Origin of the sequence: Stenotrophomonas sp. BIGb0135 (assembly GCF_024810105.1) — a bacterium.
Lineage (GTDB): Bacteria > Pseudomonadota > Gammaproteobacteria > Xanthomonadales > Xanthomonadaceae > Stenotrophomonas > Stenotrophomonas maltophilia_AB.
Genome location: NZ_JANUDX010000015.1, coordinates 36476 through 52817 on the forward strand (window position 1 = coordinate 36476; position 16342 = coordinate 52817).

The 16342-nt window shown below is 70.3% G+C and carries 2 protein-coding genes; both read left to right on the forward strand.

Annotated elements, in window-relative coordinates:
- Positions 1–76 precede the first annotated feature (76 nt).
- A complete protein-coding gene (locus tag M2421_RS20420; protein WP_259210198.1) occupies positions 77–12391 on the forward strand; it encodes an Ig-like domain-containing protein in 12315 nt (4104 codons plus the stop codon).
- A gap of 1 nt (position 12392) precedes the next feature.
- Positions 12393–16088, forward strand: a complete 3696-nt coding sequence (locus tag M2421_RS20425; protein WP_259210199.1) for a TonB-dependent receptor — start codon at positions 12393–12395, stop codon at positions 16086–16088.
- The last annotated feature ends 254 nt before the right edge of the window (positions 16089–16342 follow it).

Sequence of the window (16342 nt, forward strand, 5' to 3'; positions counted from 1 at the left end):
TGCGTGGGGATGGGATGGACCACCAGAGCCGAACGGACCCGTGCAGGGGGCGTCGGCCGCATTCGAGGATGAGCGCATGGCAGCAACGGGCACGCACCGCAGGGCAGGCATGGCGTCGGCCAGCATCGCGTATGCGGTGAGCCTGCTGTCCCTGCTGCTGTCGCCGCCGCTGCTGGCGCAGAGCTACCCCAATCCACTCAACAACACCGCCACGGTGACCGCACCGACCGACGTGGCCGATCCCACGCCGGGCAACAACAGCGCCACCGACACCAATGCCCTGGCATTGCAGGCGCAGTTGAGCGTGACCAAGAGCCTGCTCAGTGCCACGCCGGTGGCCGCCGGCGGCGCGGTGCAGTACCGCATCCAGGTCAGCAACGCGGGGCCGTCGGTGGCCTCGGCGGTCGCGGTGGTCGACAGCGTGTCGCCGCTGCTTGCCAACGTGACCTGGACCTGCCAGCCCGGCACGGGCGCATCCGCGTGCGCGCAGGCCAGCGGCACCGGCAATGCGATCAACGTGCAGGTCAATGTCGCCGTCGGCGACAGCGTGGTGCTGCTGGTCAATGGCACCGCGCCCACCAGCACCCCGGCCACGGTGCCGGCCAACAGCGTGTCGCTGGTGCTGCCCACCGGCACCACCGACCCGACCCCGGGCGACAACAGCGCCACCACGCCGGCGGTACCGGTGCAGGCCAATGCACTGATCGCCAACAACGATACCTTCGCCACCGCGATCTCCTCGGCCACCGGCGGCAGCACGCCCACGGTGCTGGCCAATGACACCCTCAACGGTGCGCCGGTGAACGGTGCCACCCTGATCATCGCGCTGCAGAACGCGCCGGCCGGGTTCACCATCAACAGCGCCGGCGTGATCACGGTGCCTGCCGGTGCCACCGCCGGCGCCACCACGCTGACCTACCAGATCTGCGAAAACACCTCGCCGACCAACTGCGCCACGGCCACGGCCAGCCTCATCATCGGCCCGACGGCGGTGAACGACAGCTTCAACGCCACCGGTGGCGCGCCATCGTTCAGCGGCACCGTGGCCAGCAACGACAACGCCCCGGCCGGTGCGGTGTTCAGCGCCATCGGCACGCCGCCGGCCGGCCTCACCGTGAGCAGCAACGGTAGCTTCGTCTATGCGCCGGCCGGTGGCATCGTCAGCGCCAGCGCGTTCCAGTACCAGGTGTGCCTGCCGGCACCGGATGGCAGCGTGTGCGCCACCGCGACCGCCTCGATCGTGGTCAATGCCAACGCCCTGGTGGCCGCCGACGACACCTTCACCACGCCCTTGCCCGCCGGCGCGGGCGGGCTCACCCCGAGCGTGCTGGCCAATGACACCTTCAACGGTGGCGCGGTGCCGCAGGCACAGGTGACGATGAGCCTGGTGGGGGCGCCGACCGGCTTTGCCATCACCGGCAACGGTGCCATCCAGGAGCCGGCCACCGCGGCCGCCGGCCCGCTGGCGCTGACCTACCGCTTCTGCGAAAACGCGCTGCCGGCCAACTGTGCAACGGCCACCGCGAACCTGGTGGTGAGTCCCGACGCGGTCAACGACACGGTGACCACGCCCGGTGGCGGCCAACCGGCCACCGGCAGCCTGGCCGGCAACGACAACATCGCCAGCGGATCGGCCTACACGCTGGGCACCGCGCCCACCCGTGGCACCGCGGTGGTCAATCCCGATGGCACCTTCACCTACACGCCGACCAACGCCAACACCGGGCCGGACTCCTTCACCTACCAGGTGTGCCTGCCCGCGCCGAACGCGACCGTCTGCGATACCGCCACGGTCAGCGTGAACGTGCAGGCCAACCAGATCGCCGCGGTCAACGACGTGTTCGCCACGCCGCTGCAGCCAGGCACCACCACCACGATCAGCCTGCTCGGTAACGACACGCTCAACGGTGCGGCGGTCCTGCCCGCCGCGGTCACCGTGGCCCTTACCGGTGCCCCGGCCAACTACACCGTCAACGCGGCCGGGCAGATCTCGGTGCCGGCGGGTGCGGCGGCCGGCGCGGTGAGCTTCGGTTATCAGATCTGTGAACTGGCCGCGTCGAGCAACTGCGCCACCGCCAACGTGCAACTGGTGGTCGCGCCCGATGCGGTCGACGACACCTTTGCCGCCACGGCCGGCATCGCCCTGGCGGGCAGTGTCGCCGGCAACGACAACGTGCCGGTGGGCGCACAATTCAGCCTGCTGGCGGTGGCCGCGCACGGCACGGTGGCGTTCAATGCCGATGGCAGCTTCAGCTACACCGCGCAGTCTGCCTATACCGGGCCGGACACCTTCCGCTACCAGGTGTGCCTGCCCGCACCGAATGCCGGTGTCTGCGATGCGGCCACTGCCACGATCAACGTCAGCCCGGGTGCGATCGTCGCGGGGAATGATGATTTCAGTGGCACGCCGTTGACCGGCGCGGGCGGCCTGACCGCCAGCGTGCTCGGCAACGACACCCTCAATGGCGTCGCGATCCAGCCGGCGCAGGCCACGCTGTCGCTGATCAACGCGCCGCCGGCCGGCTACACGCTCGAGCCGAACGGCCAGCTGCAGGTGCCTGCCGGCGCCCCGGCCGGCCCCATCAGCCTGACCTACCAGCTGTGCCAGGCCGGGACCAGCAACTGCGCCACGGCCAGCATCGCCGTGGTGATCGCCCCGGATGCAGTGGCCGATGCCTACACCACGCAGGTGGCCACGCCGGTCAGCGGCAACGTGGCAGTGAACGACAACGTCGCCGTCGGCACCACGTATGCGGTGTCCGGCGCCACGCCTGCCGGGCTGCTGTTCAACGCCGATGGCAACTTCACCTACACCCCGCCGGCGCAGTACACCGGCACCACCACGTTCACCTACCAGGCCTGCCTGGCCGCGCCGTTGGCCACCGTGTGCGATACCGCCACGGTCACGCTCAACGTCAATGCCGGCACCCTGGTCGCCAACGACGATGATTTCCGCAGCGCGATCCTCAATCCCGCCACGGGCGGCACCACCAACAGCGTGCTCGGCAACGACACCATCAATGGCGCGATCCCGCCGGCGCCGGCCCAGGTGATCCTGAGCCTGATCGGTGCGCCGGCCGGCTACGTGATCAACGGCAACGGCACGCTGTCGATCCCCGGTGGTGCAGCGGCGGGCGCGGTGGGCTTCACCTACCAGCTGTGCGAAGCGGCATTGCCCGGCAACTGCGATACCGCAGCGGTGCAGCTGCTGCTGGCGCCGGTGGCGGTCAATGACACGGTCAGCACGGCCGTCGGCGTGGCGGTGAGCGGTAGCGTGGCCGCCAACGACAACGTGCCGGCCAATGCGGGCTTCAGCCTGAGTGGCGCCGCCCCGGCCGGGCTGGTGTTCACTCCGGATGGCAGCTTCACCTACACGCCGCCGGCAGGTTCGCAGGGGCCGGTGACGTTCGCGTACCAGGCGTGCCTGCCGGCACCGGACACCGCCGTCTGCGCGGGTGCCACGGTCACCGTCAACGTCAACGCCGGCACGCTGGTCGGCAACGATGACGACTTCCGCGGCACCCCGATCAATCCCGCCACCGGCGGCAGCACCGCGTCGGTGCTGGGCAACGACAGCCTCAACGGCACGGTGCCGCCGGCCTCGGCCGATGTGCTGCTGAGCCTGGTCGGTGCGCCGGCGGGCTACACCCTGCTTGCCGATGGCACCCTGACCATCGGCAGCGGTGTGCCGGCCGGTGCGGTGACGCTCACCTACCAGCTATGCGAAGCGGCGCTGCCTGGCAACTGCGATTCGGCCCAGGTCCAACTGCTGGTCGCTCCGCTGGCGACCGCCGATGTGTTCTCCACGCCGGCCGGGCAGTTGCTGGCCGGCAATGTCGGCAGCAACGACAACGCGCCGGCCGGCGCGGTGTTCACGCTGACCGCAGCGGCGCCGACCGGTCTGCAGTTCGGGCCCGATGGCAGCTTCCTCTACACCCCGCCGGTCGGGTTCACCGGCCCGGTCGCCTTCACCTACCAGGTCTGCCTGCCCGCACCGGACGGCGCCCAATGCAGCACCGCCACCGCCACCCTCAACGTCAACGCCGGCACCCTGGTGGCGCTGGACGACGACTTCAGTGCCACGCCGCTTGCGCCCGGCGGCGGCAGTGCCACCAGCGTGCTGCTCAACGACAGTCTCAACGGCAGCACGCCACCGGCTGCCGGCAGCGTGCTGCTCAGCCTGGTCGGTGCCCCGGCCGGCTACACGCTCGATGCCAACGGCCTGCTGCAGGTGCCTGCCGGTGCCGCCGGCGGCGCGACGGTGCTCACCTACCAGATCTGCGAAGCGGTGCTGCCCAGCAACTGCGCCAGCGCGACCATCCGCCTGGTGGTGACTCCCTCGGCCAGCAATGATGCCTATTCAACGGCGGCAGGGCAGGCGCTCAACGGCAACGTGGGCGACAACGACAACGTGCCGGCGGGCGCGGTGTTCAGCGTCACCGGCAGCGTGCCGGCCGGGCTGTCGTTCACCCCGTCGGGCAGCTTCAGCTACGTGCCGCCGGTCGGCGTCGCCACGCCGGTGACCTTCACCTACCAGGTGTGCCTGCCCGCGCCGAACGCGGCCCTGTGTGCCACCGCCAGCGCCAGCATCGCCATCAGCGTGGGCACGCTGGCCGCCAACAACGATGATTTCAGCACGACCCCGATCAACCCGGTCACCGGCGGCAGCACCACCTCGGTGCTGGCCAACGATGCGCTCAACGCGGCGACGCCGCCGGCCGTGGCCGATGTGCAGTTGACGCTGGTAGGGGCGCCGGCCGGGCTGGCGATCACCGACGAAGGCGCGGTGACGGTTGCGCCGGGCACCCCTGCGGGGGTGAAGAACCTGACCTACCAGCTGTGTGAAGCGGTGGCGCCGGGCAACTGCGCCATCGCCACGGTCCGCCTGGTGGTCGCGCCGTCCGCGCTGGACGATGCGCTGTCCACGCCGGCCGGGCAGGCACTGAGCGGCTCGGTGGCCAGCAACGACAACGCGCCGGCGGGGGCACAGTTCACGGTGCTCAATCTCCCGCCGGCCAACCTCGCGCTGGCGGCCGACGGTACCTTCAGCTACACGCCACCGGCCGGCTTCACCGGGGCCATCACCTTCGATTATCGGGTCTGCCTGCCCGCACCGGATGCGGCGGCATGCGCCACCGCGACCGCGACGATCAACGTCAACAGCGGCACCCTGGTCGCGGTCGACGACAGCTTCGCCACGCCGCTCGCGCCGGGTGCCGCGTCGCCGTCCGTGCTGGCCAACGACACCCTCAACGGCGCCACGCCACTGCCCGCCGAGGTGCAGCTGTCGCTGGTCGGCGCACCGACCGGCATTGCGATCGCCGCTGATGGCACGGTCACCGTCGCGGCTGGCACGGCGGCCGGTGCCACCACGCTCACCTACCAGATCTGCGAAGCGGCCGCGTCGACCAACTGCGCCACCGCCAGCATCGCGCTGGTGGTCGCCCCGGCGCCGGCCGACGATGCCTTCACCGTGCAGGCCGGGCAGACGCTCAGCGGCAACGTGTCCGGCAACGACAACATGCCGATCGGTGCGCTCTACACGCTGCAGGGCACGCCGCCGGCAGGCGTGACCTTCGCTGCCGACGGCAGCTTCACCTATGCGCCGCCGGCCGGCACCACCAGTCCGGCCAGCTTCGTCTACCAGGCCTGCCTGCCGGCGCCGAACAGCGCCGTGTGCGGCACCGCGACCGCGACGTTGAACATCAACAATGGCCTGCTGGTGCCCGCCGACGACAGCTTCGGTGCGATCGCACCCGGGGGCAGCACGCCCAGCGTGCTCGGCAACGACGCGCTCAACGGCGTCACCCCGCCCGCCGCCGCCAGCGTGTCGCTGTCGCTGGTCGGTGCACCGGCCGGCTTCACCCTCAATCCCAACGGCACGCTGACCGTCGCGGCCAATGCGCCGACGGGCGCCAACGCGCTGGTCTACCAGATCTGCGAAACCGCGGCCGCCAACAACTGCGCCATCGCCAACATCGCGCTGGTGGTGGGCCCGACGCCGGTCGACGATGCGATCACGGTCCAGTCCGGCCAGCCCAACAGCGGCAACGTATCGGGCAACGACGCCATGCCCGCCGGCTCCAGCTGGAGCGTGGCATCGCCGCCGCAGGGCCTGGTGTTCAACAGCAACGGCAGCTTCACCTACACGCCGCCGGCCGGCACCATCGGCCCGGTCACCTTCGCCTACCAGGCCTGCCTGCCGGCACCGGATGCCGCGGTGTGCGGCACGGCGACCGCGACCTTGACCATCAGCGTCAATGCGGTGGTGGCCAACGACGACACCTTCGCCGCCCCGGTCAGCGTCGGCGCGGACACGCCCAGCGTGCTGGCCAACGATTCGCTCAACGGGGTGACCCCGCCTGCGTCGGCCAGCGTGCAGCTGCTGCTGGTCGGTGCGCCGGCCGGCTACGTGATCAACAACGACGGTACCGTGCAGGTGCCGGCCGGAGTGACTGCCGGGGCCACGCTGCTGACCTACCAGGTGTGCGAGGCCGCCTCGCCGACCAACTGCGATACCGCCACGATCCGCTTCGTGGTCACGCCGATGCCGCAGAACGATGCGTTCGCGGTGCAGGCGGGCGGCACGATCGCCAGCGGCAGCGTTGCCAGCAACGACAGCATGCCGGCCGGGTCGAGCTGGGCCGTGCAGGGCACGCCGCCGAACGGGCTGGTGTTCAACACCGACGGCAGCTTCAGTTACACCCCGCCGGTGGGCACCGCCGGCGCGATCACCTTCACCTACCAGGCTTGCCTGCCCGCGCCCAATGCGGGGGTGTGCGGCCTGGCCACGGCCACCGTGAACGTCAACCTGGGCACGCTGGTCGCCGGCGATGACAGCTTCGTCGGCATCGCCCCGGGCGCAGCCACGCCCAGCGTGCTGGGCAACGATGCGCTCAACAGCGTGACCCCGCCCGCACCGGGCAGCGTGCAGTTGAGCCTGGTCGGTGCACCCACCGGTTACGGCATCGCCACCGACGGCACGATCAGCGTTCCGCTGACGGTCACCTCTGGCCCGGCCACGCTGACCTACCAGATCTGCGAAACCGCGGCGCCGTCCAACTGCGATACCGCCACGGTATCGCTGGTGATCGCGCCCGCACCGCAGGACGATGCGTATGCGGTGCAGGTCGGCGGCACCCTCAGCAACGGCACTGTCGGCGCCAACGACAGCCTGCCCACCGGGTCCACGTGGGCGGTGCAGGGCGCCGCGCCGGCCGGCCTGGCGTTCAACGCGGACGGCACGTTCACCTATACGCCGCCGCTGGGCACCACCGGCCCGGTGACGTTCACCTACCAGGCCTGCCTGCCCGCGCCCAATGCCGCGCTGTGCAACACCGCCACGGTCACGCTCAACGTCAACACCGGTACGCTGGTGGCCGTTGACGACACCCTCAGCGGCATCGTCGCCGGCGGTACGTCCGGCACCAGCGTGCTGGCCAACGACACGCTCAACGCGGTCAGCCCGCCCGCACCGGGCGACGTGCAGCTGAGCCTGGTGGGCGCGCCGTCCGGCTTCACCATCAGCGCCGCCGGCACCATCAGCGTGGCCACCGGCGTGGTGTCGGGCAGCACCACGCTCACCTACCAGATCTGCGAGACGGCGGCGCCGAGCAACTGCGACACCGCCACCGTCACCGTGATCGTCACCCCGACGCCGCAGGACGACGCGTTCACCGTGCAGGCCGGGCAGACCCTGGCCAACAGCGTGGCCGGCAATGACAGCATGCCGGTCGGTGCGACGTTCGCCGTGCAGGGCCCGCTGCCGACCGGCCTGGTGTTCAATCCGGACGGGTCGTTCACCTATGCACCGGGCGTCGGCACGCCGAGCCCGGTCACCTTCACCTACCAGGCCTGCCTGCCGGCGCCGACGTCCCTGTGTGCCCCGGCCAACGTCACCCTCAACATCGCCAATGGCACCCTGCTTGCCGGCAACGACACCCTGAGTGGCGTGGCGCCGGGCACCACCTCGGCCGCCAGCGTGCTGGCCAACGACAGCCTCAACGGGGTCTCGCCGCCGGCACCGGCCAGCGTGGTGCTCAGCCTGGTCGGCGCGCCGGCCGGGTTTGCGATCACACCCAGCGGCACCCTCAGCGTGGCCACCGGCGTCAGTGCCGGGCCCACCACGCTGACCTACCAGGTCTGCGAAGCGGCGGCGCCGGGCAACTGTGCCACCGCCAGCGTCACCGTGATCGTCAGCCCGACCCCGCAGAACGACGCGTTCTCGGTGCAGGCCGGGCAGACGCTGAGCAACAGCGTGGCCAGCAACGACAGCATGCCGGCCGGCTCGACCTGGGCGGTGCAGGGCACGCCGCCAGCGGGGCTCACGTTCGCGACCGACGGCAGCTTCACCTACACCCCGCCGGTCGGCGCGGTGTCGCCGGTGGGCTTCACCTACCAGACCTGCCTGCCCGCCCCGAACAACAGCCTGTGCGCCATCGCGACGGTCACCTTGAACGTCAACAACGGCACGTTGAGCGCCGGCGATGACAGCCTGGTCGGCGTATTGCCCGGCGCGACCACGGCCACCAGCGTGCTCGCCAACGACAGCCTCAATGGCGTATCGCCGCCGGCCGCCGGCGATGTGATCCTGAGCCTGGTCGGCGCACCGGGTGGCTTCACCCTCAATCCCGACGGCACCGTCAGCGTCGGCAGTGGGGTGACGTCTGGCCCGACCACGGTCACCTACCAGATCTGCGAAGCGGCCGCGCCGTCCAACTGCGATACCGCCAGCGTCACCGTGGTGGTGACCCCCGCACCGCAGAACGATGCCTTTGCCGTGCAGGCCGGGCAGACCCTGGCCAACAGCGTGGCCAGCAATGACAACACCCCGCCCGGCGCGCTCTACACCCTGCAGGACACTGCGCCGAGCGGGCTGCTGTTCAACCCCGATGGCAGCTTCAGCTACACCCCCGCCATCGGCGTGATTGGTCCAGTGAGCGTGGCCTACCAGGTCTGCCTGCCGGCCCCGAACGCCAGCCTGTGCGGTCGGGCGATCATCACCATCAACATCAACAACGGCCAGCTCGTCGCGGGCGACGACACCCTCACCGGGGTCGCACCCGGCACCACGTCCGGCGCCAGCGTGCTGGCCAACGACAGCCTCAACGGGGTCTCGCCGCCGGCCGCCGGCAACGTCGTGCTGAGTCTGGTTGGCGCGCCGGCCGGCTTCAGCATTGCAACCGATGGCAGGATCAGCGTGCCCACCGGCGTCACCTCCGGTGCAACCGCCATTACCTACCAGGTCTGCGAAGCCGCCGCGCCGACCAATTGCGATACCGCCAGCGTAACCGTGGTGATCAGCCCGGCACCGCAGAACGATGCGTTCTCGGTGCAGGTGGGGCAGACCCTGAGCAACAGCGTGGCCAGCAACGACGCCATGCCGGTCGCGGCGGTCTACACCGTGCAGGGCACCGCGCCGGCCGGGCTGGCGCTGGCCAGCACCGGTGCGTTCACCTACACCCCGCCAGCGGGCACGCCCAGCCCGGTCGGCTTCACCTACCTGGCCTGCCTGCCCGCACCGTATGCGGGTACCTGCGGCACCGCCACGGTCACCATCAACATCAACACCGGCACGCTGGTGGCCGGTGACGACGTGCTGACCGATGTGCTGCCGGGCGCAGGCTCGTCCAGCAGCGTGCTGGGCAACGACCGTCTCAACGGGGTCAGCCCGCCGCCGCCCGGCGATGTGCTGCTGAGCCTGGTGGGCGCACCGGCAGGGATCACCGTCAACACCGATGGCACCATCAGCGTGGCCAGCGGCGTCGCCTCCGGCGCCACCTTGCTCACGTACCAGATCTGCGAAGCGGCCGCGTCCGCCAACTGCACCACCGCCAGCGTCACCCTGGTGATCACCCCGGCACCGCAGAACGATGCCGTCACCACGCCGGCCGGGCGCCCGACCACCGGCAACGTGTCGAGCAATGACAACGTACCGGTGGGCGCGCTGTATACGCTGACCAGCGGTCCCGTCGCCGGCCTGGTGTTCAACGCCGACGGCAGCTTCAGCTACACCCCGCCGTCGGGCACTACCGGGCCGGTCGGCTTCACCTACCAGGTGTGCCTGCCGGCGCCGTACAGCGCGCAGTGCGGCACGGCCAGCGTCACCCTCACCCTGGCCGGCTCGGCCAACGTGGTGCTGGCGGTCAACGATGACTTCACCAGCACGCCGGTGGACCCGGCCGTGGGCGGCACCATCGCCCGCTCCGTGCTCGACAACGACAGCTACAACAACGTCTCCCCGCCGCCGGTGGGCAGCGTGGTCGCCAGCCTGACCGGCAGCACCCCGGGCTACACGATGAACAACCTGGGCCAGATCATGGTCGCGGCCGGGGTGCAGCCGGGCCAGGTCCAGTTGGCGTACCAGCTCTGCGAGAACGGGGTGCCGACCAACTGCACCACCGCCATCGCCACCGTGCGCGTGCAGGGCGCGGTCGGCGCGCTGCTGGCGGTGGACGACAGTGCGGGGCCGGTGGGCCCGGCCGGGCGCGCGCGCCTGCTGAACGTCTTCGCCAACGATACGTTCAACACCGCACCGCTGGACCCGGCCCAGGTGAGCTTCGCCCCGGTGGGCACCAGCGCGCTGACCTTCAGTGCCGACGGCTGGGTGGATGTGGCCGCCGGTCTGGCGGCAGGCAGCTACAGCACCCCCTACACGATCTGCCTGGTCAGCCAGCCGACCGTCTGCGACACCGGCACGGTGACCGTGACCGTGATCGCCGGCGATCCCGGCGTGGATGCCACGGATGATCGCGTGGAGATCCCACAGGACGGGGTGATCGAAATCGACGTCCTCGGCAACGACCGCGTCAACGGCACGCCGATCGATCCGGACACCGTCACCGTCACCATTACAGCGCCGCCGCCGTATGGCACCGCCACGGTACTGCCGCGTGCGCGCATCCGTTTTGCCGCGCTGACCAACTTCTCGGGCGAGCAGCGCTTCGACTATGAGGTCTGCGACGTCGCGGACCCGGCGATGTGCGCGGGTGCCACGGTCACGGTGATGGTCGAGCCGAACGTGCTGACCCTGTCCGACGACGCCATCACTGCCCAGACCGCCGGGCCGCAGGTGATCGACGTGCTGGCCAATGACAGCGCCCGCAGCGCGCCGCTGGATCGGGCCTCGCTGCAGGTCGCGGCGGCACCCGCGCACGGCAGCGTGCAATGCAGCAACGGCCTGTGCACCTACACGCCGGCGGCCAATTTCGCCGGCACCGACAGCTTCCGCTACCGCGTCTGCGATGTGTCCATCCCGACCCCGATGTGCGCCGAGGCCAATGTCGCGGTCACCGTGGCCGGCCAGCAGGCCGTGCTGCGCCTGACCAAGGTGGCGGCCAAGCGCAGTGCGCAGATCGGCGACCTGGTGCGTTACACCGTCACCATCGACAACGTGGGTGAGGTCGATGCCAACGGCGCCACGCTGCTGGATACGCTGCCGCCGGGCTTCACCTTCGTGCGCGGTGGCTTCGCGGTGCAGGATGCGGACAACGATGCACGCACCAGCGGCGTGCAGCCGCTGCGCATCGACGGCATCGACGTGCCGGTCGGCGAACGCGCCACGGTGGTGTACTACCTGCGCGTCGGCGCGGGCACGGGCACCGGCGTGCACACCAACCGCATCACCGCCATCGATGGCGAGAACCGCACCATCGGCAACGTCGCCTCGGCCGAGGTGGACGTGACCACCGATCCGCTGCTCGACGAGAGCCTGATCATCGGCAGCGTGTTCGATGACCGCAACGGCAATGGCATCCAGGATGACGGCGAACGCGGCATCCCGGGCGTGCGCGTGGCCGCGGTGGAAGGCCTGCTGATGGAGACCGACGCGTTCGGCCGCTATCACCTGGTGGGCATCCCCGGCGGGCAGGCACGCGGGCGCAATTTCATCCTCAAGGTGGACCCGGCCACGCTGCCTGCCGGCACCCGCTTCACCACGTCCAACCCGCTGGTACGGCGTATCACGCCCGGCTTGCCGGCGCGCTTCGACTTCGGCGTGCGCCTGCCCGAGGGCTCACTGGGTCCCGCCGCCCCAGGTCCGGCCCTGCCCATGCGAGCGGCCCGGATCGAACTGGGCGAGGCGCTGTTCGCGCCGGGCAGCGCCCGACTGGAGGCCGATCGCAGCCCGGTCCTGGACAAGGCTGCCCAGGCGCTGGTCGCGCGCGGTGGCGGCCGCCTGCTGCTCACCGCCACCGCCGGCCAGGAGGCACTGGCGCGGCAGCGCGCGCAGGTCCTGCAGGCCGCGCTGCGCAGCCGGGTGCCGGCGGCGGTGGCCGCTGCCAGCCGCATCGAGATCGTGGCCGCCGACGGCAGCACCTTGCACCACCTGCAACTCGACGATCCACCCGCGCCGCTGCCTGGCACGGACCGCACCGGCAGGGAGGGGCGCTGACATGATGGAGAACACCCTGAGCCCGACCCCAACCACCGCGCCCCTCGTGCGCCGCGTCGCCCGCCTCGCTGCGCTGCTGCTGCTCGCCGCGCCGGCCTTCGCGCAGCAGCCCACGCCGGCCACCGCTGCGGCGCCGATCCGCTGCGAGGGCGACAGCTGCCGCAATGATGACGGGCTGTTGCTGCGCATCGGCGACGATGCCGACCCGGCGCCGCTGCCACTGCCGGCCCACGCCGATCCGCGCGCGGCCGGCACGGTGCCGGCAGGCCCGTCCACCACGCCGGACGTGGCCGCGCCGGGCGGCCAGTTCATGGCCGAGCTGCCCAACGGCGGTGTGGTCTGGGCGACCGAAGACCCGACCATGGTCCCGCCCAGCCTGAGCGTGCAGGCCGCGGCCACCGTGCCATTCGAGAATGGCCGGGTGATCCGCCCGCTGCGCTTCCACAGTTACAACAACTACGCCTCCTTCATCCAGAAGCTGGAGGTGACCCTGTACCGCGGCACCGACACCGACCTGGTCACCCCGCTGGCGCGCATCGACCTGCCGGTGGACTACGTGGGCGATGCCGAGTGGAGTGGCGAGCTGCCGGCGCAGATCAAGCTGCGCACCGGCGACGACCTGATCTACGTGGCCCGTGCCTACGGTGCCGGTGGCGCGTTCGATGAAACCCGCCTCCAGCGCATCCAGCTGGTGACGCCGGCCGACTTCGACCGCGGCCTGCAGGTGACCCGCGAGAACGTGCAGAAGACCCTGGGCCAAGCCCTGGATGGCGACAGCGCGCAGGACCTGCAGGTCAGCAACAGCATCTACGGCCAGAGCACGCTGCGCCTGCAGAACATCCCCATCCATGGCTCGCGCGTGCGCCTGTACGGCCGCAACCTGGAGCCCAACAGCCGCGTGCGCATCAACGGCCAGGACTTCCCGGTCGACCTGGAGCAGAAGTTCGCCGCCGAGTTCCTGGAGCCGGTCGGCCAGCACCGCTACGACGTCCGCGTGGAATCGCGCGACGCCCCCGCGGCGCAACGCCAGCTGGACGTGGATGTCACCGGCCGCTATCTGTTCCTGGTGGGCATCGCCGACGTGACCCTGTCCAGGAACACGGCCAGCGGCAACGTGCAGCCGCTGGCGGCCGACGACCGCGATACCGACGGCTTCCTCAGCGAAGGGCGGTTGGCGTTCTATCTGAAGGGCAAGATGCGCGGCAAGTACCTGGTGACCGCGCAGGCCGACACCCAGGACCGCGAGCTGAAGTACCTGTTCCGCGACTTCTCCGACGCCGACGCGCAGGATGTGTTCCGCCGCCTCGACCCGGACCTGTACTACCCGGTGTACGGCGACGACTCCACCACCTATCGCGACGTGGACACGCAGGGCCGCCTCTACCTGCGCGTGGACTGGGACCAGAGCCAGGCGCTGTGGGGCAACTACGCCACCGGCATCACCGGCACCGAGTATGGCCAGTACGTGCGCTCGCTGTACGGCGGCGCGTTGAACTGGCGCTCGCTGGCCGCCACGCCGCTGGGTGATGCACGCTCGCAGTTGAAGCTGTTCGGCTCCGAGGCGCAGTCCGCGCCGGGCCACAGCGAATTCCTCGGTACCGGCGGCAGCCTCTACTACCTGCGCCACACCGACGTGCTGCCCGGCTCGGAGCAGGTGGTGCTGGAAGTGCGCGACCGCACCACCGGCCGCACCGAAACCCGCGCCACCCTGCAGGAAGGCGTGGACTACGAGATCGACAACCTGCAGGGCCGCCTGATCCTGACCCGGCCGCTGGCCCAGCTCACCCGCGAGAACGTCCGCAGCATCACCCGCGACATGCCGCTCGATGGCTACGACCAGTTGTTGCTGGTGGACTACGAGTACGTGCCGCTGGGCTTCAGCAGCGACGACGTCACCTACGGTGCGCGTGGCCGGCAGTGGATCGGCGACCACGTCGCCATCGGCGGCACCTGGATCGACGAAAACCGCAGCGGCGAGAACTACAGCCTCAAGGGCGCCGACCTCACCCTGCAGGCCGGGCGCGGTACCTACCTGAAGGTCGAGCAGACCCGTACCGACGCCACGGCTGCCCCGGTGTTCTATTCGGACAACGGCGGCCTGAGCTTCATCCGCCGCAACCCGTACGAAGGCCGGCGCTCCGGCACCGCCAGCGCAGTGGAAGCGCGGGCCAACCTGCGCGAGGTGGGCTGGACCCGCCGCGACTGGAGCCTGGGTGCCTGGTGGCGCGATGTGGACGCCGGCTTCTCGGTGGCCCGCCAGGACACCGGCCAACCCATCCAGGAGTATGGCGCGGAGTTCCTCGGCTACCTCACCGACGATCTCAGCCTGTATGGCCGGCACACCCGCACCGAGCAGGGCGACCTGGCGCTGGAGCAGAGCCAGCTCACCGCCGAGTGGCGGCTGGGCAACGACGGCCAGCTCACCGGCGAACTGCGTCGCGTGCGCGAAGAACAGGCACTGCAGGACGTGTCCGCGCTGCTGGCGGCGGTTGGCTATCGGCAGCGCTTCGGGTCCTCGTGGGAGTTGTACGGCACCGGCCAGGTCACGCTGGACGATGATGGCGGCGCGTACGAGAAGAACGATCTGCTCACCCTGGGCGCGCGCTATCTGTTCGGCGACCGCAGCAGCGTCGGCGCCGAGCTCAGTGGTGGAAGCCGCGGCCACGGGGCCAAGGTGGATGCCGAGTACCGCATGGCCCCGGACCACAGCCTGTACGGCAGTTACAGCTACAGCACCGACCGCACCGGCACCGATCCGCTGTTCGACACCGGCCTGCAGAGTGGCTGGACGCTGGGCCAGCGCTGGCGCCTGAGCAACCAGGTCAACGTCTACAACGAAAGCCAGTACCTCAAGGATCGCCGCCAGGACAGCGCCGGGCTGGTGCACACCTTCGGCATGGATTTCTATCCCGCACAGGGCTGGAACCTGGGCTTCACGGTCATGGACGGCGAGCTGGATTCCAGCGCCGGCCGCATCGACCGCCGCGCCTACAGCGTCAGCGGCGGCCGTACCGATGCGGTGGCGCAGTGGAGCAGCAAGCTGGAGTACCGCCGCGACAGCGGGGCCGAACAGCGCGAGCAGTGGGTGACCACCAACCGGCTGCTGTACAAGCTCAACGAAGACTGGCGCTTCGCGCTGCGCGCCAACTACGCCGACACCGACGATCGCATCAATCCGCTGGCCGACGCCAAGCTGGTGGAGACCAACGTCGGCTTTGCCTGGCGACCGCACGACAGCACCGGTTGGGCGGGCTTCGGCAAGTTCACCTATCTCTACGACGTGGCCTCGCTGGGCCAGGAAGGCGGCAACCTGTACGACCAGCGCTCGCAGGTGCTGTCGCTGGAAGGCATCCGCCAGCTCGGCGCGCGCTGGGAACTGGCCGGCAAGCTGGCCTCCCGCTGGGGCGACTACCGCACCGGCCGCGGTGAAGGGGCCTGGCTGGACAGCCGCGCCGATTTCGCCGCGTTGCAGGTGCGTTATCGCCTGTTCGAGAAGTGGGAAGGGCTGGCCGAACACCGCTGGCTGAAGGTGCGCGACGGTGGCGTGCGCAAGGGCTGGCTGGTGGGCCTGGACCGGCGGGTAGGGGAGAACTTCAAGGTCGGGGTGGGGTACAACTTCACCGAGTTCAGCGATGACATGACCGAGCTGCGGTATGACCAGAAGGGGTTCTTCTTGAATATGGCGGGGTATTACTAGGCTTCGGCGGTCGGCTTCGGTGGGGGGGGGTTGGTAGAGCCGAGCCATGCTCGGCTGGGCCACCGACAAACCTGGCGTTGTCTGGCTGGCACGCATTCGTCTTCGTCATTGTCTGGCGTGCCACGCATCTGTCTTCGTCGTTGTCTGGCCTGCCACGCATCTGTCTTCGTCATTGTCTGGCCTGCCACGCATGGCGTGGCACTACCGGAGATGGCGGCTTCGGCGGTCGGCTTCGGCGGGTGGGCTGTTGGTAG